This is a genomic window from Roseateles sp. GW823-FHT07B05 (genome assembly GCF_058794515.1).
This window is the reverse complement of record NZ_JBXAGX010000013.1, coordinates 1-18,627: the sequence shown is the minus strand read 5'-3', so window position 1 is coordinate 18,627 and position 18,627 is coordinate 1. Positions and strand designations below refer to the sequence as shown.

At 71.6% G+C, this 18,627-nt stretch carries 17 protein-coding genes; 15 read left to right on the top strand and 2 right to left on the bottom strand.

Translation table 11 applies throughout. The annotated features are described in order from the left end of the window. The first annotated feature begins 35 nt into the window (after window positions 1-35). The 4 genes from AC1Q7O_RS22240 to AC1Q7O_RS22225 all read left to right on the top strand — a co-directional run bounded on the left by AC1Q7O_RS22240 (window position 36) and on the right by AC1Q7O_RS22225 (window position 5,273). Window positions 36-1,241 (top strand): aspartate aminotransferase family protein, encoded by a 1,206-nt coding sequence (locus AC1Q7O_RS22240; protein WP_492658806.1) that lies wholly within the window; start codon window positions 36-38, stop codon window positions 1,239-1,241. Beyond that, on the top strand, window positions 1,238-2,200 hold the full coding sequence (gene argF, locus AC1Q7O_RS22235) for an ornithine carbamoyltransferase (RefSeq protein WP_492658805.1): 963 nt from the start codon (window positions 1,238-1,240) through the stop codon (window positions 2,198-2,200). Before AC1Q7O_RS22240 ends, argF begins: the two co-directional genes overlap by 4 nt. Window positions 2,201-2,383: 183 nt before the next feature. Further along, on the top strand, window positions 2,384-4,582 hold the full coding sequence (locus AC1Q7O_RS22230; protein ID WP_492658804.1) for a PhoX family protein: 2,199 nt from the start codon (window positions 2,384-2,386) through the stop codon (window positions 4,580-4,582). A gap of 34 nt (window positions 4,583-4,616) precedes the next feature. Continuing rightward, a complete protein-coding gene (locus AC1Q7O_RS22225; protein WP_492658803.1) occupies window positions 4,617-5,273 on the top strand; it encodes a PEP-CTERM sorting domain-containing protein in 657 nt (218 codons plus the stop codon). A 168-nt stretch (window positions 5,274-5,441) separates the two neighbouring features. Here AC1Q7O_RS22225 and AC1Q7O_RS22220 read toward each other — a convergent pair whose 3' ends face one another. Beyond that, window positions 5,442-6,005, bottom strand: coding sequence for a PEP-CTERM sorting domain-containing protein (locus AC1Q7O_RS22220; protein ID WP_492658802.1), 564 nt, complete (start codon window positions 6,003-6,005; stop codon window positions 5,442-5,444). A gap of 189 nt (window positions 6,006-6,194) precedes the next feature. Here AC1Q7O_RS22220 and AC1Q7O_RS22215 point away from each other — a divergent pair, with 189 nt between their 5' ends. From AC1Q7O_RS22215 to AC1Q7O_RS22170, 10 genes are all read left to right on the top strand, one after another. After that, window positions 6,195-6,644 carry a copper chaperone PCu(A)C gene (locus AC1Q7O_RS22215; RefSeq protein WP_492658801.1) on the top strand — a complete coding sequence of 150 codons (450 nt, stop codon included), beginning with the start codon at window positions 6,195-6,197 and terminating at the stop codon, window positions 6,642-6,644. 112 nt (window positions 6,645-6,756) lie between these two features. After that, a complete protein-coding gene (locus AC1Q7O_RS22210) occupies window positions 6,757-9,018 on the top strand; it encodes a hypothetical protein (protein WP_492658876.1) in 2,262 nt (753 codons plus the stop codon). A gap of 153 nt (window positions 9,019-9,171) precedes the next feature. Then, a complete protein-coding gene (locus AC1Q7O_RS22205; protein ID WP_492658800.1) occupies window positions 9,172-10,026 on the top strand; it encodes a peptidyl-prolyl cis-trans isomerase in 855 nt (284 codons plus the stop codon). Continuing rightward, window positions 10,023-10,982 carry a HupE/UreJ family protein gene (locus AC1Q7O_RS22200; protein WP_492658799.1) on the top strand — a complete coding sequence of 320 codons (960 nt, stop codon included), beginning with the start codon at window positions 10,023-10,025 and terminating at the stop codon, window positions 10,980-10,982. Before AC1Q7O_RS22205 ends, AC1Q7O_RS22200 begins: the two co-directional genes overlap by 4 nt. Next, entirely contained in the window at window positions 10,979-11,605 is a 627-nt protein-coding gene (locus AC1Q7O_RS22195; protein WP_492658798.1) for a putative 2OG-Fe(II) oxygenase, read from the top strand. The genes AC1Q7O_RS22200 and AC1Q7O_RS22195 overlap by 4 nt, the downstream gene beginning before the upstream one ends. A gap of 129 nt (window positions 11,606-11,734) precedes the next feature. After that, on the top strand, window positions 11,735-14,191 hold the full coding sequence (locus tag AC1Q7O_RS22190; RefSeq protein ID WP_492658797.1) for a spermine/spermidine synthase domain-containing protein: 2,457 nt from the start codon (window positions 11,735-11,737) through the stop codon (window positions 14,189-14,191). A gap of 46 nt (window positions 14,192-14,237) precedes the next feature. Further along, window positions 14,238-15,014, top strand: a complete 777-nt coding sequence (locus tag AC1Q7O_RS22185) for a metallophosphoesterase family protein (RefSeq protein WP_492658796.1) — start codon at window positions 14,238-14,240, stop codon at window positions 15,012-15,014. Continuing rightward, entirely contained in the window at window positions 15,011-16,462 is a 1,452-nt protein-coding gene (locus AC1Q7O_RS22180) for a protein kinase domain-containing protein (protein WP_492658795.1), read from the top strand. The genes AC1Q7O_RS22185 and AC1Q7O_RS22180 overlap by 4 nt, the downstream gene beginning before the upstream one ends. A gap of 112 nt (window positions 16,463-16,574) precedes the next feature. After that, window positions 16,575-17,021: an Hsp20/alpha crystallin family protein gene (locus tag AC1Q7O_RS22175; protein ID WP_492658794.1), complete on the top strand. Its 447-nt coding sequence runs from the start codon at window positions 16,575-16,577 to the stop codon at window positions 17,019-17,021. A gap of 22 nt (window positions 17,022-17,043) precedes the next feature. Next, window positions 17,044-17,451: an Hsp20/alpha crystallin family protein gene (locus AC1Q7O_RS22170; protein ID WP_492658793.1), complete on the top strand. Its 408-nt coding sequence runs from the start codon at window positions 17,044-17,046 to the stop codon at window positions 17,449-17,451. Window positions 17,452-17,472: 21 nt separating this feature from the next. On the opposite strand, the gene AC1Q7O_RS22165 is transcribed toward AC1Q7O_RS22170, so the two are convergent. Beyond that, entirely contained in the window at window positions 17,473-18,153 is a 681-nt protein-coding gene (locus tag AC1Q7O_RS22165; protein ID WP_492658792.1) for a cupredoxin domain-containing protein, read from the bottom strand. 57 nt (window positions 18,154-18,210) lie between these two features. On the opposite strand from AC1Q7O_RS22165, the gene AC1Q7O_RS22160 reads away from it, so the two are divergent. Next, a complete protein-coding gene (locus tag AC1Q7O_RS22160) occupies window positions 18,211-18,537 on the top strand; it encodes a YkgJ family cysteine cluster protein (RefSeq protein WP_492658791.1) in 327 nt (108 codons plus the stop codon). The last annotated feature ends 90 nt before the right edge of the window (window positions 18,538-18,627 follow it).

Sequence of the window (18,627 nt, the reverse complement as noted above, 5' to 3'; positions counted from 1 at the left end):
AAAGTCCACTTTTCCTCAACCCAATCGGAGACCCGATGAACGCTGTGCCCCTCCCGTCCGACGCCCACGTGATGCCGACCTACGGCCGCCTGCCTGTTGCGCTTTCGCACGGCCAGGGCAGCTGGGTCTGGGACACGGCCGGCCGACGATTGCTGGACGGGCTGGCGGGCATCGCCGTCAACACGCTGGGCCACAACCACCCGCGCCTGGTGGCGGCGCTGCAGGATCAGGTCACCAAGCTGATCCACACCAGCAACTACTACCGCATCCCGCTGCAGGAGCAACTGGCCGACAAGCTCGTCGAGCTGTCGGGCCTGGCCAATGTCTTCTTCTGCAACAGCGGCCTGGAGGCCAACGAGGCGGCGCTGAAGATCGCGCGCAAGTTCGGCCATGACCGCGGCGTCGAGTCGCCCGAGGTCATCGTCTTCGAGGGCGCCTTCCACGGCCGCTCCATCGCGACGCTGTCGGCCACGGCCAACCCCAAGATCCACGCCGGCTTCGGCCCGCTGGTGCCGGGCTTCGTGCGCGTGAAGCTCAACGACATCGCCGCCGTGGAGGCCGCCATCGCGGCGCATCCCGGCGTCACGGCCATCTTCCTGGAGACCATCCAGGGCGAAGGCGGCATCAACCCGGCGCGCGTCGAGTTCCTGCAGGCGCTGCGCCGCGTCTGCGACCAGCACGACCTGCTGCTGATGCTGGACGAGGTGCAGTGCGGCATCGGCCGCACCGGCAAGTGGTTCGCCCACCAGTGGGCCGGCATCCAGCCGGACGTGATGCCGCTGGCCAAGGGCCTGGGCTCGGGCGTGCCCGTCGGCGCCGTCGTCTGCGGCCCGCGCGCGGCCGGTGTGCTGAAGGCCGGCAACCACGGCACCACGTTCGGCGGCAACCCGCTGGCCATGCGCGCCGGTGTCGAGACGCTGAAGGTCATGCAAGAGGACGGCCTGCTGGCGAACGCCGAGGCCGTGGGCGCCACGCTGCGCAACGGGCTGGCCGAGGGCCTGGCCGGTGAGGCCGGCGTCGTCGACATCCGCGGCCAGGGCCTGATGCTGGGCATCGAGCTGGACCGCCCCTGCGGCGTGCTGCTGACGCGCGCGCTGGAGGCCGGCCTGCTCATCAGCGTAACGGCCGACCGCGTCGTGCGCCTGCTGCCGCCACTCATCCTCACGCACGACGAGGCGCGCCAGATCACGGCCCTGCTGGTGCCGCTGATCAAGGCCTTCCTGGCCGAGCCCAAGCCATGAAGCCGGGAGACACCTTGATGCGCCACTACCTCCAGTTCAAGGACCTGCGGGCCGAGGAATACGCCCACCTGTTCGACCGCGCCGGCATCATCAAGCGCCGCTTCAAGAACTACGAGAAGTACCAGCCGCTGCAGGACCGCACGCTGGCCATGATCTTCGAGAAGGCCAGCACGCGCACGCGCGTCAGCTTCGAGGCGGGCATGTACCAGATGGGCGGCTCGGTCGTGCACCTGACGACCGGCGACAGCCAGCTGGGCCGCGCCGAGCCGGTGGAGGACTCGGCGCGCGTCATCAGTCGCATGGTCGACATCGTCATGATCCGCACCTTCGAGCAGAGCAAGCTCGAGCGCTTCGCGGCGCACTCGCGCGTGCCGGTCATCAACGGCCTGACGAACGAGTACCACCCCTGCCAGATCCTGGCCGACCTGTTCACGTTCATCGAAGCCCGCGGCATGGACCGCCGCGGCAGCATCGACATGGACTGCCTGAAGGGCCGCGTCGTGGCCTGGGTGGGCGACGGCAACAACATGGCCAACACCTGGCTGCAGGCGGCGGAGATCCTGGGCTTCACGGTGCATGTCAGCACGCCCAGCGGCTACGGCGTCGACCCGGCGGTGGCCGGCATCAAGGACGCCGGCTGCTACAAGGTCTTCAAGGACCCGCGCGAGGCCTGCATCGGCGCCGACCTGGTGACGACCGACGTCTGGACCAGCATGGGCTACGAGGCCGAGAACGAGGCCCGCAAGGCCGCGTTCGCCGACTGGTGCGTGGACCGCGACATGATGGCCCGCGCCAAGCCGGACGCGCTCTTCATGCACTGCCTGCCGGCGCACCGCGGCGAGGAGGTGGCGGCGGACGTCATCGACGGGCCGCAGTCGGTCGTGTGGGATGAAGCTGAGAACCGCATGCACGTGCAGAAGGCACTCATGGAGTACCTGCTGCTGGGCCGCATCGGCTGACGCGCCGCCCTCCCCCGCATCAAGCCGGCAACCGCCGGCTTTTTCTTTGCCCCCGCATCCGCGGGGGAGGCGGGCGCGCGCCCTGATCCGGCGTCATCGGCGCGTCTTGGAGCGCTGCGAGATTGCGCGCTGATCCGTGCGCCACCGCGCACGGCGACAGCCAGCAACGAAGCAGGAGCGCGCATGAAGGGCAACAGCCATCCCCGCAACGACCGGTCTTTGAACCCGTCGGGCAACGAGTCCATCCTCGACGTCATCGACCGCGTCGACGCCGGCCGCCGCAACTTCGTCCGCGGTGGCGTCGGCGCCGGTGCGCTGGCCGCGGCCGGCGGGCTGTCGCTGGGCGGCCTGGTGCAGACCGTGCAGGCGGCCAGCGCCTCCACGCTGTCGCAACCCATCGCCTTCGCCAACGTGCCCGCCAACACGCGCGCGCTGAACGTGAGCCTGGGCGGCAGCGCCAGCGCCGTGGTCGACAAGATCACCGTCCCGGCCGGCTACACCGCCAAGCTGCTGGTCGCCTGGGGCGACCCCATCATGCCCGGCGGCACCGCGTTCAAGGGCGATGCCAGCGAGACGGCGGCCCAGCAGGCCAAGCAGTACGGCATGCACACCGACGGCATGCACTTCTTCCCGCTGCAAGGCGCCGGCGGCGTGGCGCTGAGCGACCGCGGCGTGCTGTGCGCGAACAACGAGTACACGCACGAAGACCTGCTGTTCCCCGACGGCCAGGCCGCCGGCTACAGCATCGCCAAGACGCGCAAGTCGCAGGCCGCGCATGGCGTGTCGGTGTGCGAGCTGCGCCGCGTCAACGGCAGCTGGCAGGTCGTGAAGAACTCGCCCTACGGCCGCCGCATCACGGCCAACACGCTGTGCAAGGTCAGCGGCCCGGCCGCCGGCCACGCGCTGCTGAAGGCACGCAAGTACGCCATCGGCGACGCCGGCACGGTCGACACCGGCACGCTGACGGACGGCACCACCGCCTACGGCACGATCAACAACTGCGCCAACGGCACCACGCCCTGGGGCACCTACCTGACCTGCGAAGAGAACTTCAACGGCAACTTCGGCAGCACCAGCGCCGTGCCCGCCCCCACGTCCGGCGAGACCGGCAAGCTGTTCAACCGCTACGGCCTGGTGGCCGCCGGCTTCGGCTACCGCTGGCACGAAACCGACCCGCGCTTCGACCTGAACGCCAACCCGAACGAAGCCAACCTGTTCGGCTGGGTGGTCGAGATCGACCCGGCCAACCCCGCGGCCGCGCCCGTCAAGCGCACCGCGCTGGGCCGCTTCAAGCACGAGAGCGCGCAGCATGTGGTGGACGCGCAGAACCGCGTCGCCTTCTACATGGGCGACGACGAGCGCAACGAGTACATCTACAAGTTCGTCTGCGCGGGCACCTTCAACCCCGCCAACCGCGCCGCCAACCGTGACCTGCTGGACAGCGGCACGCTGTACGTCGCCAAGTTCGCCGCCGACCTGACCGGCCAGTGGATCGCGCTGCAGCCCGGCACCGTCGGCGTGGACGGCGTGGCGCTGCGCGACAACCCGAACTTCGCCGGCGCGAACGACGCCGAGGTGCTGGCCAAGATCCTCATCAAGGCCCGCATGGCCGGCGACGCCGTGGGCGCCACGATGATGGACCGCCCCGAGTGGACCGGTGCGCGCCCGCGCACCAACGGCTACAGCGACATCGAGATCTACTGCACGCTGACCAACAACAACCGCCGCGGCAGCGCCGCCACGCCCAGCGCCAACGCCGCCGACGGCTCCACCGCCGCTGCCAGCGCCCGCCCGGCGGTGGACGCCGCCAACCCGCGCGCCAACAACCTGTACGGCCACATCCTGCGCTGGCGCGAGGACGGCAAGACCGTCACCGCCACCACCTTCACGTGGGACATCTTTGCCCAGGCCGGCGACACCGCCACCAGCAAGACGCCCAAGACCCAGTACGAAGGCAACATCAACGACAGCCCCAACGGCAGCGCCGACTACGGCGCACCGGACGGCCTGTGGTTCGACCCGTTCGGCCGCCTGTGGGTGCAGACCGACCAGATCGGCGACGGCAGCGGCGACTTCATCAACATCGGCGGCAACATGATGGTCTGCGCCGACCCGGCCACCGGCGAGACGCGCCGCTTCCTGACCGGCCCGAACAAGTGCGAGATCACCGGCATCACGATGACGCCGGACGGCCGCACCTTGCTGGTGGGCGTGCAGCACCCGGGCGAGGACGCGCCCTTCACCAACCCCACCCAGTTCTCCAACTGGCCGCAGAACCAGTGGACCGTCGAGGCCGACGGCACCACGCCGCTGCCCGCCGGCCGCCCGCGCTCGGCCGTGGTCGTCATCACCAAGGACGACGGCGGCGTCATCGGCACCTGAGCCCCCTCCGATCTCACAACGACAAGGACATCCCATGAAACAACCTCTGATCGCCGCAGCCCTGCTGGCCGCCGCCGCGCTGCCGGCGCAGGCCGCCGTCGTGAACGCCCCCGCCGCCGTGGGCAGCGCGCTGACCGTCGTCGACTTCGAGGCCTTCGACGGCCTGCTGACCAGCGGCCCCGTGACGCTGGCCCCCGGCATCACGTTCACCGGCGACAGCCACGCCGAGCTGGGCGCCACGTCGCGCGACCTGGGCGACAACGGCCTGTGGACCGTCATCGGCAACGCCGACCGCAGCGGCCACTTCGCCGCGGGCGGCGTCGCGGGTGAGCTGCGCTTCACGTTCACCGGCGCGCTGACGAGCGGCGCCGGCGCCTACGTGAGCCTGTACGCCAACGCGGTGCTGCCGTTCCCGCTGACGCTGGAGGTGTCGGCCTACGGCCAGAACAACCAGATCATCGAGACGCACAACATCACGTTCAACGCCGCGTCGGGCAGCTTCGGCTACGACGAGGGCCTGTTCGTGGGCATCACGCGCAGCCAGGCCGACATCCGCTCCATCGCCTTCAAGGGCGTGGGCATCGTGGCCGACAACCTGACCGTCTCGGCCGTGCCCGAGCCGCAGGCCTATGCGCTGATGCTGGCCGGCCTGGGCGTGCTGGGCCTGCTGGCACGCCGTCGCCTCGGCTGATCCGGTTTCCGCCCCCCCAACGCCCCACGCCCGTGGGGCGTTTTCGTTGGGGCTGGTGCCAGCCTGCTGCGGACAACCTCTGGCCAATGCTGCGTCACGAGACAGCACGCAGCGAGCCAACAAAAAAGCCGGCTGCAAGCAGCCGGCTTTTCCGCGGAGCGAGGTCGCTCAGGCGCGACGGCGGCGGGCCAGCAGCAGCGCACCACCGGCCAGCAGCAGCGCGATGCTGCTCGGCTCCGGCACCGCGGCGATGTTGTCCAGCGCGGCAACGCCGTTCAGGCCGGTCAGGTCGAAGGACTGGGCCGAGCCGGCAAAGCTCAGCACGGTCTGCTTCCACGTCGAGTAGTCGCCCGTGGCAGACAGCGTGACGCTGCCCAGCAGCGTGCCGGTGCCGTTCAGGCCGGAGTAGGCGCTGATGGTGACGGCTTCGGTGCCGGCGTAGTGGAAGCTCAGGCCACCGGTGACGCCCGCGGCCACGTTCATGTAGGCGGCGGTGTTGACGACGCCGTCCAGCTGCACATAGGCCACGCCCAGCGGCGACGGCGCGTTCGTGAAGTAGCTGAAGTCGACGTCGTTGGACAGGCCCAGCACGTTCGTGAAGCTCACGCCTTCGTAGGTGCCGGCGACTTCCTCGCCATACGACCAGTTCTTTTCAAAGTCCACGGACAGCGGGGCGGCAGCGAAGGCCGGGGAGACGAGGCCGAGGGCCAGGGCGAGAGCGGCGAGCTTCATCGAAGAACTCCAGGGATTGAGATGTTGGGGCGGCCGTAGTAGCCGCTGCGTTTGAGTCGGGCCGGAGTGTGGGGACGCAAGACGACAGGCGCGTGACGCAACGAAGGCATCGTGCCGCCACCGCCGACGCTTCACATCGCTGTCATCGCGCGCTGCGATGGTCGCGAGCCCCGTCTGCCCTGCCCCACCATGCACCGCCCCCCCCTGCTCCGCCGCCATCTGCTCATCGCGCTGGGCGCCGCCGGCCTGGCCCGCCCCGCACGGGCCTGCGAGTTCTTCAGCGAGCACCTGCGCATCTGGCACCCGTGGGCGCGGGCCACGCGCGTCGACGCCGACACCGCGCGGCTGTGCATGCGCTTCGACGAAGTGCGCCGCACCGACCGGCTGGTGGGTGTGGAGACCCCCGTGGCTGCGGGGGCGCGGCTGGCCGGCCCGGGCGCGCCGGAGGGGGCAAAAGACCTGTCCCTGCTGATCCGCGAAGGCAGCGAACTGACGCTGACCGAGGAAGGCCTGCACATCGAGCTGCTGGACCTGCAGCAGCCGTTGCAGGTGGGCCGCAGCTTCCCGCTGCGCCTGCTGTTCGAGCACGCGCCGCCCGTGGAGGCGCTGCTCAACATCGACTACGCAGTGCTGCGCTGACCCCTGCCGGGCGGCCTGCGAGCCGTCGCCATCCCGTCACGCCCGGGTCATCGCGGCTGCCTAGCATCCGCCCCGTTTTTGGCCCTCCCTACTTCCTTCCGGAGCCGCTTCCATGTCCCAACTCTTCAGCAAGAGCCAGATCGCCCTGGCCGCATTTGCCGCGCTGGGCAGCGCTGCAGTCATTGCGCCCAACCTCGCCACGGCCGCCGGCAAGACGCCCGGCAAGTACGTGTCCGGCGACTTCCACAACCACACCACCTGCTCCGATGGCGCCATCTCGATGCAGAAGCTGGTGAAGAAGGTCACCGACAAGACCACCGACTCGCCCTGGGGCCTCGACTGGTTCGTCCAGGCCGGCCACGGCGGCAACGGCAACCGCAACTGCACGCTGGTCGAGGACGCGTCGCTGTCCACGCCCGCCTACCCCTTCGTCGACGGCAAGGGCCCCACGACGACCTGGGCCAACAGCATCGGCGCCGCCGCCATCAAGGGCAACGGCACCGGCGGCACGAACATGTGGCGCTGGCAGTCGCTGCAGGAGTTCCAGTACCCCGTCGTCGAGTACCTCGCGGCGCAGAAGAACCTGCCGCTGTTCGTCGGCCTGGAATCCGTCGTGGCCGGCCATGAGCACAGCTCCATGGCCGTCATCACGGGCCAGATGCCCGCGTCGCTGGACAACGCCACGCTGCCCAACACGCCCGGCTACACGGCGCTGGGCAATGCCAACGCGCTGTCGCAGTGGTCGTACTGCTTCGACCGTGGCGACACCGACACCAGCCGCGGCAACCCGGCCGGCTCCAACGTCGGCAACAACTGGAACTGCGCCGTGACGGGCAGCGCCAACGCCGCCGACCCGAGCTGGAACGCCACCGCCCAGAAGCTGATGCCCACCGGCAGCGGCGTGGGTTCGGGCGTCGGCACCAAGGGCCACCTGAAGACGCTGGAAGCGCTGAAGTGGATGAAGGAGCTGCACGGCAGCGCCAGCTACTACGTGCCCGCCCACCTGGAGCGCGCCGGCCCGTTCAACCCGGACGGCAACAACGGCTTCAACATCGAGCACCTGCGCAACTTCAACAACACCGCGCCGGACATCGCCTTCGGCTTCGAGACCCAGCCGGGCCACGGCGCCTCCGCCGAGCGCGGCGAGTACCGCCAGCTGCGCAACGGCTTCACCGGCTCGCCCACCAACGTCGACTCCGTCGGCGGCACGACCTACGGCGGCACCGGCGTCTACGGCGCGCAGGTCGGCGGCGTGTGGGACGCGCTGCTGGGCGAAGGCCGTAACTGGTGGTTCTTCGCCAGCTCCGACTGGCACAACCGCGGCAGCTTCGGCCCGGATGACCGCCGCTCCACGCAGGACTTCTACCCCGGCGAATACCAGCGCACCCACGTGCTGGTGCGCAACGGCAGCGACAAGATCCGCCCGCAGGCCATCGTCGACGGCCTGCGCACCGGCAACGCCTGGGCCGCCAGCGGCCAGCTGATCGACCGCTTCGCCATCGTCGCCTGCGCGTCCTACGCCGGCGTCGGTGCGCGCAGCAACGCGTCCGTCGAAGCCCTGGCCGTGGCCGCCGCCACGAGCGCCACCGACGTGGACGCCGCCAACTGCGCCACGATGGGCCAGAAGCTCAAGGTGCGCCCGGGTGCCGAGATCGTCGTCAGCATTGCGCTGCGCGACCCCGCCGGCAACAACTTCTCGCCCTACAGCTTCCCGAACCCGTCGCTGGCGCAGATCGGCGTCAACCAGCCGATCAACCAGCCGGTGCTGGACCACGTGGACCTGATCCGCGGCATGGTCAGCGGCTACCGCACGCCGGGCGCTGCCGACTACTCGGGCGAATGGCCGCGCAACAACGACTGGCTGAAGGCCGACGGCAGCACGGCCGGCCTGGCCGCCGTGCCCGCCGCCGCCAAGAACACGACGGCCGCCATCATCCGCAGCTTCAGCGCCGCCGGCGCGAACCCGTGGGTGCAGGTGCAGTCCGGCGTGGACGGCAGCGGCTTCCTGAAGATGACCTACCGCATCCCCGCGGTCCAGGCCTCGCAGTACGTGCGCGTGCGCGGCAGCAACCTGCCCGCCGCCCTGCCCTACGAGACCGACGCCAGCGGCAACCCGCTGTCCGACCTCTTCACGAACGCCACCGTCACGGCCAACCTGCGCATCCCCTGCACCACGGTCGGCACCAACGTGCCCGCCAACGGCGCGCTGTGGAACAGCAGCACCACCATCGACGGCTGCCCCAACCACCTGCCGGTCGTGAACGGCAAGAAGATGGTGGCCTACGACGTGGCCGCCTGGTCGGACCTGTGGTTCTACAGCAACCCGATCTACGTGGAAGTCACCGGCTCCACGCTGGTGGCCGGCGTCAAATAAGCCGCAACTACCGGCACCGCCTCACGCCGTCACCGACGGCGTGACGACGACGGGGCGCCCCGCCATCGGCCGATGGCGGGGCGCCCTTTTCCGTTTGTCGTCGTCCTGTCGCACTGTGTCACTAGCATGACCCGCAGCCCCTCTTCTGCCGTCATGTCTGCCCAGTTCCCCCTCACCCAGGACCGCCCCGCCGCACCCGCCACACGCCTGCCCGGCTGGCTGCGCGAACCGCTGCTGCACTTCCTCGCCATCGGCGCGCTGCTGTTCGCCATCGACCACGCGCTGAACCGCGGCGCTGGCGATGCGAACACCATCGTCGTCGGCGCCGACGTGACGGCCGAGGCCGTGCAGACCTTCAAGGCCGCCCGCGGCCGCGAGCCCGACGCGCAGGAACTGAAGGCCCTGCAGCAGATCTGGCTGGATAACGAGGTGCTGTACCGCGAAGGCATCGCGCTGCAGCTGGACAAGGGCGACAGCGCCATCCGCGAGCGCGTCATCTTCAAGGCGCTCAGCATGGTGGACAGCGGCGTCAAGCCGCCCGCCATCGACGACGCCGGCCTGCGCGCCTGGTTCGAGGCGCGCCGCGCCCGCTACGACGAACCGCCCCGCTTCGACTTCCAGGAAGCCGTGCTGGACGGCCCGTCCGACGAGGCCGCCGTGCGCGCCTTCGTCGCCGCGCTGAACGCCGGCACGCCAGGCGATGCCAAGGCCGGCCTGCGCCTCTTCAAGGGCCGGCCGCACGGCAACCTCGTGCAGAGCTATGGCGACGACTTCGCCAAGGCGCTGGAAGCCGCCACGCCCGGCACCTGGCTGGCCCTGCAGGGCAAGGACGGCTGGCGCGCCGTGCGGCTGGAGTCCGCCACCGCCGCCCGGCCGGCGCAGTTCGAGGCGCTGCGCCCCGTCGTCATGCAGGACTGGACCGACGCCACGATGGCCGAGCAGCGCAGCGCCGCCGTCGCGACGCTGGCGAAGAAGTACAAGGTCCAGGTCGAGGCCGGCACGAAATGAGCCGCCTGCTGACCTGGTGGCGGGCCGCACTGCTGCTCGCGCTGGCCGCCATCGCCGCGCCGTCGCAGGCGCACGAGATGAGCATGGCCGAGATGCAGGTGCGCGAGGTGGCGCCCGGCGAGTTCATGTGGCAGTGGGGTGCCAGCGAGAAGTACCACCCGTCGCAGGTGCTGCGCGTGACCTGGCCCGAGGGCTGCGAGGCCGACGCGACGCGGCTGCGCTGCGCCGGCCCGGGCCTGGCGGGCCGGCTGGCCATCAGCGGCGTCGGCGAGTACTTCTCGGCCGCGCTCGTCAAGGTGCACTGGCGCGACGGCCAGGTGCGCGTCTACACGCTGACCAAGGCGCAACCCAGCGTGCAGCTGTACGGCGCCGCCGACGACCCGCGCGGCATGGGCGAGATCGCCAGCGCCTACGCGCTGCTGGGCGTGGAGCACATCCTCGGCGGCATCGACCACCTGCTGTTCGTCATCGGGCTGCTGTTCCTCGTCGGCTTCCGCCGTCACCTCGTGTGGACGATCACCGCCTTCACCGCCGCGCACAGCCTCACGCTGGCCAGCAGCGCGCTTGGGCTGCTGACGCTGCCATCAGCACCGGTGGAAGCCAGCATCGCGCTGTCCATCGTGCTGGTCGCCGTGGAGGCGCTGAACAGGCGCGACACGCTCGCGCGGCGCTGGCCGGCGCTGGTGGCCTTCCTGTTCGGCCTCGTGCACGGGCTGGGCTTCGCCGGCGCGCTGAAGGAGATCGGCCTGCCCGAGAACCACCTGTTCGTCGCGCTGCTGACATTCAACGTCGGTGTGGAGCTGGGCCAGCTGATGACGGTGGCGCTGTGCTGGGGCGTGTGGCGCATCAGCGCGCGCTGGCCGGCCGTGCAGCGTGCGCGCACGGTGCTGCTGTACGGCATCGGCGGTGTGGCGGCGTACTGGTCGTGGCTGCGCGTGGCGGCGGTGCTGTCATGACCGACGAGGTCATCGGGCTGTTCCCCATTCCCGTGCAACGCTCGCCCGGCGTGCTGCCGCCGCCGCTGGTCAACGCGCTGGTGGACCACTTCACCACCCGCGCGCTGCAGCCCAACAACAGCTCCGACGCGCTGTCGCACACCCGCATGCTGCAGCCGTCCGACAGCCCGCTGCTGGTGCAGGCCGCGGCCCTCATCACGCCGCGCATCGTCGAGTTCGGCCGCCACCTGTTCGGCGAGCCGCTGGGCTGGGCCATCAAGGAGATGTGGGTCAACGTGCTGGACACCGGCGGCCGCCAGGCCATGCACAACCATGCCAACAGCTTCGCGTCCGGCGTGGTCTACCTGACCGAGACGCACGACTCGGCCCGCACCGTGTTCATGAAGTCGCCCGGCGGGCATGACTTCGCGATCAAGAACGATCACGCCGGCGTGGCCACCGGCGCCTACAACGCCGAGAAGTGGGTCAGCCCGTCACCGAGCCCGGGCGACCTGATTCTGTTCCCGAGCTACCTGATGCACGCGGTGCCGCCCAACGCCGGCGGGCGGCGCATCAGCCTGGCCTTCAACGCGATCCCGACGCGGCTGGAGAGCTGGGGCTACACGCTCACGTTCAACGGATGACCATGGTGCCCCTCGTCCAAGGAGTACCTTGGCCGGTCCCCCGCGGGGACGGCGATGCTTGCGGCATCGAGCCGCAAACACATCGCCTGCGGGCCGGCTTGGGGCGGCCCGGCACCGGTCCGCGGCTGCATGCACGACGCCAAAGCTGAGATGCGCCATCTCGCGCTGCTGCTGATGGCCGCGTCCGGCTTTGCCGGGCTGGGCTACCAGATCGTCTGGACGCAGCAGTTCGGCCTGGTGCTGGGGCATGAATCGGCCGCCGTGCTGGCCGTCGTCGCCGCCTTCTTCGGCGGGCTGTCAGTGGGCGCGCTGGCGCTGGGCCGGCGCATCGAGGCCAGCGCCCGGCCGCTGCGCTGGTATGCCGGCTGCGAGGCGCTGATCGGCGCCTGGGGCGGCGTGCTGATGCTCGCCATGCCGGCGGCGAGCCGCGCCGCCCTGCAGCTGATCGGCCCGGACGCCTCGCCCGCCTGGCACTGGTGCGTGGCGTTCGGCGCCAGCTTCGCGCTGCTGCTGCCGGCCACGGCGGCCATGGGCGCGACGCTGCCGGCCATGGCGCGCCTGGCCCCGGCCGGCGTGGCGCCGCTGTACGCGGCCAACACGCTGGGCGCCGTCGCGGGCGTGCTGGCGACGGCGTTCTGGCTGATCCCGGACTGGGGCCTCACGCGCAGCGCCGGGCTGTGCGTGGCGCTGAACCTCGGCTGCGCGCTGCTGGCCGGCACCGCGCTGCGGGCCGGGCCGGCCGCGGCACCGCTGCCGGCGACGTCGACACGCCCGCTGTGGCTGCTGGCCGCCACCGGCCTGCTGGGCATCGCCTACGAGGTGCTGGCCGTGCGCGTGCTCAGCCAGGTGGCCGAGGACACCGTCTACACCTTCGCGCTGCTGCTGGCCGTGTATCTCGCCGGCAGCGCCGGCGGCGCCGCGGCGTTTGCGCGCTGGCCGGCACTGCGCCACACGCCGCGGCTGCTGCAGGCGCTGGCCGTCAGCATCCTGCTGGGCATGGCCGCGCTGTGGGGCGCCGAGGCGCTGAAGCAGGCGCTGAACCCCGGCACGCTGGCGGGCGCGCTGGCCACCGAGGCCTTGCTGGCCGCGGCCGTGTTCGCGCTGCCCACGGCGTTGATGGGCGCCCTCTTCTGCCAGCTGAGCGCCGACGCCGCGGCCGCCGGCCAGCCGTTCAGCCGCGCGCTGGGTGTCAACACGCTCGGCGCAATGCTTGCCGCACCGACCTTCGGCGTCGCGCTGGCACCGGCACTTGGCCCCAAGCTGGCGCTGGTGCTCGTCGCGGCCGGCTATCTGCTGCTGATGCCCGCGTGGCGCAGCCCAGGCTGGTGGCTGCCGGCGGGCGCCACGGCAGCCATCGCCGCACTGGCCCCGCCGCTGGCCTTCATCGACCTGCCCGACGGCGGCCGCATGCTCAGCTACCGCGACGGCGCGATGGCTGCCGTCAGCGTCGTCGAGGACGACGCCGGCGTCGCGCGGCTGCGCATCAACAACCGCCAGCAGGAAGGCAGCAGCGCCACGCTGCATGTGGACGGCCGCCAGGCGCTGCTGCCGCTGTTGCTGCATGGCGACGCGAAGCGGGCCTTGTTCCTTGGCGTGGGCTCCGGCGTCACGTCGGGCGTGGCCGCGCGCATGCCCGGCCTGCAGGTGGACGCCGTGGAGCTGTTGCCCGAGGTCATCGAGGCGTCGGCGCTGTTCCAGCCCGCGCTGGCGCCGCTCGGCGATGGCCCCGCGCCGCGCCTCATCGCGGCCGACGCCCGCCGCTTCGTGCGCACCGCGCCGCAGCGCTACGACGTCGTCGTGTCCGACAACTTCCACCCCGCCCGCAGCGGCTCCGGCGCGCTCTACACGGTGGAGCACTTCCAGGCCGTGCGCGACCGCCTCGCGCCGCAGGGCCTGTTCTGCCAGTGGCTGCCGCTGCACCAGCTGGACATCGCCACGCTGCGCAGCATCACGGCCGCGTTCCTGCAGGCCTTCCCCGACGGCGCCGCGCTGCTGGCCAGCAACAGCCTGGACACGCCCACCGTCGGCCTCGTCGGCCGCGCGGGCGGCACGCGATTCGCGCCCGGCACCACCCGGCCGCCAATGGCCGCGGCCTTCGGCCTCGCCGACGAGTTCGCCGTGCTGGGCAGCCTCATCGCCGACAGCACCTCGCTGCACCGCCTGGCGGGCGATGCGCCGCCGAACACCGACGACCGCCCCTGGGTGGCCTACCGCGCGCCGCGCATCACCTACGCGCCCGACGCCGCGCCACGCGACCGGCTGCTGGCGCTGCTGGGCCAGGTCAGCCTCAACGCCACCACGCTGCTGGCAACACCCGAACTCGCCCCACGCCTGAACGCCTACGCGCAGGCGCGCCACGGCTACCTGGACCTGGGCCGGCGCACCGCGCCGAGCGCCGACCCCGCCGTCATGCTGGCCCGCGTGGGCCCGCCGCTGCTGGCCGTGCTGCGCCAGAGCCCCGACTTCCAGCCCGCCGCCGAGCCGCTGCGCCGGCTGGCGCAAGCCCTGGCACCGCGCGACCCGGCCGCGGCCCGCGCGCTGCTGGCGTCCCTGGCGCGCATCCGGCCCGATCTGGCAAGCCTCTGAACGCGTGTCCGGCTGACGTCAGCGGGCCGTGGCAAGCTGTCGGGCTATGCGCTGGGCTTTCATCACCGACATTCACGCCAACCGACAGGCTTTCGAGGCCGTCCTCGCCGACGCCCGAGCCCAGGGGGCGACCCGCATCGCGCTGCTGGGCGACTTCGTCGGCTACGGCGCCGACCCGGCCTGGGTCATGGACCAGGTCATGGCGCTGGCCGCCGACGGCGCCATCGCCATCCAGGGCAACCACGACGAGGCCGTGGCCCACGGCAGCACGCCCGGCATGCACCCGGATGCCCGCGCCGTCATCGACTGGACGCGTGCCCAGCTCAGCGAGGACCAGCTGCGCTTCCTCGCCCGTCTGCCGCTGCAGGCGCACGGTGAGCCCGGCAACTGCCTGTTCGTGCACGCCAACGCCTTCCAGCCCAACGGCTGGGAGTACGTGCAGGGCCGCGCCGAGGCCGTGAAGAGCCTGCACGCCAGCAGCGCCCGCATCCAGGTCTGCGGCCACATGCACGAGCCCATGCTGTACCACCTGTCCGGCACCGGCAAGGCGGGCGACTTCCGGCCGCTGGCCGGCGTGCCGATGCCGCTGCCGGGCCACCGCCAGTGGCTGGCCATCCCCGGCTCCTGCGGCCAGCCGCGCGACGGCAACCCGGCGGCCTGCTACGCGCTGCTGGACCCGGCCAAGAGCGACCTCGACGACGCCCGCATCACCTTCCAGCGCGTGGCCTACGACGTCGAGGCCGCCTGCAATGCGCTGCGGGCCACCGACCTGCCGTCGCCCATCGTCGAGCGCCTGGCCCGGCGCCTGACCGTCGGCGAATGAGCACCGTTGCTGCATCCACGCCGGCACCGCCGGCCCCGCTGGAGGCCGGCCAGGTGCTGGACGGCTTCCGCCTGGAAGAGCGGCTGCACCAGGGCGGCATGGCCAACCTGTGGCGCATCAGCCGCGTCGACGGCAACGACGACGGCCACGAGCTGCTGATGAAGGTGCCGCGCATCAAGGGCGGCGAAGACCCGGCCACCATCGTCGGCTTCGAGGTCGAGCAGATGCTGATGCCGCAGCTCGGCGGCCCGCACGTGCCGCGCTTCGTCGCTCGCGGCGACTGGACGCGCCAGGCCTTCATCGTCATGGAGCGCATCCCCGGCGACACGCTGCGCCCGCGGCTGGACGACGCGCCGCTGCCGCCCGAGGAAGTCGCCGACATCGGCGCCCGCGTGGCCACCGCGCTGGCCGCGCTGCACCGCCAGCATGTCGTGCACCTGGACGTGAAGCCCAGCAACATCATGTTCCGCCCCGACGGCACGGCGGTGCTGGTGGACTTCGGCCTGAGCCGCCACGAGCAGCTGCCCGACCTGCTGGAAGAAGAGTTCACGCTGCCCATGGGCACCGGGCCGTACATGAGCCCGGAGCAGGTGCAGTTCGTGCGCAGCGACCCGCGCAGCGACCTGTTCGCGCTGGGCGTCATGCTCTACCACCTCGCTACCGGCGAGCGGCCGTTCGGCCAGCCGAACTCGGTGCGCGGCCTGCGCCGCCGGCTCTACGTGGAGCCGGTGCCGCCACGCGCCATCCGGCCCGAGTTGCCGGCCTGGCTGCAGGAAATCATCCTGCGCTGCCTGGAGGTGCGCCCAGAGCGCCGCTACCAGAGCGCCGCGCAGCTGGCGCTGGACCTGCGCGAGCCGGGCGGCGTGGCGCTGACCGCCCGCGCCGAGAAGCTGCAGGCCAGCGGCGCGATGCTGCGGCTGAAGCGCTGGTTCTTCGCGCTGGGCGCCGAGCCGGCGCCGGTGCCGGCCGTCGCGGAGCAGCTGGCGCGCAGCCCCATCATCATGGCCGCCGTCGAGATCGACCGCGGCACCAACGAGCTGCGCGCCCAGCTGTGCGAGACCGTGCGCCGCATCGTGCAGACCGAGGCCGGCGCGCGGCTGGCCTGCGTGTCGGTCATGAAGATCAACCGCATCGGCATCGACGAGCTGACCGACCAGCATGGCCAGAGCCTGCACGTGAAGCAGCTCATCGCGCTGAAGCACTGGGCCCGGCCGATCAGCAAGGCGCTGGACCTGTCGGACGGCCGGCTGACCTTCCATGTGCTGGAGGCGCCCGACGTGGCCGGCGCGCTGGTGGACTTCGCGCGCCGCAACGGCGTGGACCACATCGTCATGGGCGCGCGCGGCGCGTCGGCCATCCGGCGCTACCTGGGCAGCGTGTCGGGCGAGGTGGTGGCAGAGTCGGACTGCACGGTCACCGTCGTGCGCGAGCCGGCCGGCGGCAGCTGAAACGAGGGCGCGCAACCGCCTGTTTCGCGCCCTCTTGAAACCTCGCGAGGCGCTCCTAATTCGGCGCTGATGCCCCCGACACCCGGGCATCACGACTTGAAAGGAGGCTCGCATGTACTCGTCACTCTGGACTTTTCCTTCCGGCTTCTTCTCCGACTTCGACCGCCTGCAGCGCGAGTTCGATGACAGCTTCGGCGGCTTCGGTGCGCCGTCCAGCATCCGCTCGACCGCGCCCGGCGCCTTCCCGGCCATCAACGTGGGCAACACGCCGACCAGCGTGGAGATCTATGCCTTCGCGCCCGGCCTGGACGCCGCCAGGCTCGACGTGACCGTGGACCGCGGCGTGCTGACCATCGCCGGCGAACGCGCCGCAGAGCCGCAGGACGGCAGCGCGCGCACTTACAGCCGCGAGCGCTTCAGCGGCAGCTTCCGCCGCGCCGTCAGCCTGCCCGACGACACCGACGCATCGCAGATCCATGCCAGCTACCGCGACGGCATCCTGCGCATCAGCGTCGCCCGCCAGGCCGAGGCCCAGCCCCGGCGCATCGCCATCCAGTAACCGCTTGCCCAGGAGTTCCGACATGAGCACCACTGCTGTTCAGACCGACACCGGCCGCGACCGCAACACGGCCCGCACGAGCGCCGACGGCGATGCCCGGCGCGCCCTCACGCCGCGCGTGGATGTGCGCGAAGACGACACCGGCATCACGCTGCTGGCCGACCTGCCCGGTGTGGCGCGCGACCAGCTGGACCTGCAGGTCGAAGGCGACACGCTGCACATCGAGGGCAGCGTGGACGCCACCGCACCGGGTGGGCTGGAACCGGTCTACGCCGAAGTCCGCCTGCCGCGCTACCGCCGCTCCTTCACGCTGAGCCGCGAGCTGGACGCCTCGCGCATCGAGGCGCAGCTCAAGGACGGCGTGCTGCGGCTTCGCATCCCCAAGCAGGCCCATGCCCAGCCGCGGCGCATCCCGGTGAACGCGGGCTGAAGCCTGTCGCCAGGTGATCGCTCAGAGGCCCGGGTAGTTCGGGTCGGCTGCCGGCGCCGCGCGCTTCTTGCGGGCCGGCGTGACCTGCGTGTGCACCGTCACCGCGTTGCCCGTCGCCGCGATCTGCACCGGCGTGGGCGTGCCGTCGACGAGCTGGTCCGGGTGCCAGATGCGCACGCGCGCCGGGCCTTCGGGCAGGCCCTGCAGCTGGGCGCGGCCGTCGTCGCCGCCGAGCCGCGCCCAGGGCGTGTCGGCCACGTACACATGGCCGCGCATGGAGCCGTGGATGTGGCAGCCCAGCAGGTAGGCGCCGGGCTGCGTCAGCACCTTGCTGTCGGTGGCCGGAGGCTTGCTGCCGACGCGGCCGGCGAGGCGGAACTGCGTGTTCTGGCCCGGGTCCACGTAGACGCCGCCGGCGCCCATGACGCCGAGGATGACGTGGTGATCCCAGCTGTCCAGGTTGCTGAAGCTGACCTTGGCGCCCAGCCCGACGACGGTGACGGCGGGCACGAAGCGCAGCTTCTCCTGCGCGATGCCGGCCTCCAGCACGGGCGCCGGCCGCGCGCCCTGCACGCTGCTGTCGACGAGGACGACGGCATCGGCCAGCGGCTTGCCGTTGCGGTCCAGCACGGTGACGGTCAGGTCGGCCGCCTGGGCCGTGGCGGCCGCGAGCAGCAGGGAAGCGATCAGGGTGGCGCGCATGATGGACGGGGTGGGCCGGGGTGAAACCAGTGTCTCACCGCTGCCTACACTGGCGAGATGAGTAGCAACCCCTGTCTGAGCTGCGGCGCCTGCTGCGCGAGTTTCCGCGTCGACTTCGACCGCAGCGAGCTGGAAAGCGAGGGCGGCTGCGTGCCCGACGGGCTGGCAGTGGAGCTGACCGGCCGCCTGATGCGCCTGCGTGGCACCGACCATACGCAGCCGCGCTGCGCGGCGCTCAGCGGCAAGGTGGGCGAGCGGGCCAGCTGCGGCATCCATGAGTGGCGGCCGTCGCCGTGCCGGGAGTTCGGCGAACGCGCGCCGATGGGCATCGGCGACGACGCCTGCGCGCGCGCCCGCGCCCGGCACGGGCTGCCGCCGATCTAGGGAGGGTCTGCAAAACCCCTGTGGGCCGCGTTTGCGACAGCACCGGCCCGCGAGTAGGCGCGTCGCGAAGCTGGGGCTGGCCGCCCCAGC

Bases quoted from the DNA above. Each gene is read 5' to 3' on its own strand.
- AC1Q7O_RS22200 (WP_492658799.1), top strand. From the start codon at position 10,023: ATGAGCCGCCTGCTGACCTGGTGGCGGGCCGCACTGCTGCTCGCGCTG.
- AC1Q7O_RS22240 (WP_492658806.1), top strand. From the start codon at position 36: ATGAACGCTGTGCCCCTCCCGTCCGACGCCCACGTGATGCCGACCTAC.
- AC1Q7O_RS22190 (WP_492658797.1), top strand. From the start codon at position 11,735: ATGCACGACGCCAAAGCTGAGATGCGCCATCTCGCGCTGCTGCTGATG.
- AC1Q7O_RS22165 (WP_492658792.1), bottom strand. From the start codon at position 18,153: ATGCGCGCCACCCTGATCGCTTCCCTGCTGCTCGCGGCCGCCACGGCC.
- AC1Q7O_RS22180 (WP_492658795.1), top strand. From the start codon at position 15,011: ATGAGCACCGTTGCTGCATCCACGCCGGCACCGCCGGCCCCGCTGGAG.
- AC1Q7O_RS22175 (WP_492658794.1), top strand. From the start codon at position 16,575: ATGTACTCGTCACTCTGGACTTTTCCTTCCGGCTTCTTCTCCGACTTC.
- AC1Q7O_RS22230 (WP_492658804.1), top strand. From the start codon at position 2,384: ATGAAGGGCAACAGCCATCCCCGCAACGACCGGTCTTTGAACCCGTCG.
- AC1Q7O_RS22195 (WP_492658798.1), top strand. From the start codon at position 10,979: ATGACCGACGAGGTCATCGGGCTGTTCCCCATTCCCGTGCAACGCTCG.
- AC1Q7O_RS22225 (WP_492658803.1), top strand. From the start codon at position 4,617: ATGAAACAACCTCTGATCGCCGCAGCCCTGCTGGCCGCCGCCGCGCTG.
- AC1Q7O_RS22170 (WP_492658793.1), top strand. From the start codon at position 17,044: ATGAGCACCACTGCTGTTCAGACCGACACCGGCCGCGACCGCAACACG.
- argF (WP_492658805.1), top strand. From the start codon at position 1,238: ATGAAGCCGGGAGACACCTTGATGCGCCACTACCTCCAGTTCAAGGAC.
- AC1Q7O_RS22205 (WP_492658800.1), top strand. From the start codon at position 9,172: ATGTCTGCCCAGTTCCCCCTCACCCAGGACCGCCCCGCCGCACCCGCC.
- AC1Q7O_RS22185 (WP_492658796.1), top strand. From the start codon at position 14,238: ATGCGCTGGGCTTTCATCACCGACATTCACGCCAACCGACAGGCTTTC.
- AC1Q7O_RS22220 (WP_492658802.1), bottom strand. From the start codon at position 6,005: ATGAAGCTCGCCGCTCTCGCCCTGGCCCTCGGCCTCGTCTCCCCGGCC.
- AC1Q7O_RS22215 (WP_492658801.1), top strand. From the start codon at position 6,195: ATGCACCGCCCCCCCCTGCTCCGCCGCCATCTGCTCATCGCGCTGGGC.
- AC1Q7O_RS22210 (WP_492658876.1), top strand. From the start codon at position 6,757: ATGTCCCAACTCTTCAGCAAGAGCCAGATCGCCCTGGCCGCATTTGCC.
- AC1Q7O_RS22160 (WP_492658791.1), top strand. From the start codon at position 18,211: ATGAGTAGCAACCCCTGTCTGAGCTGCGGCGCCTGCTGCGCGAGTTTC.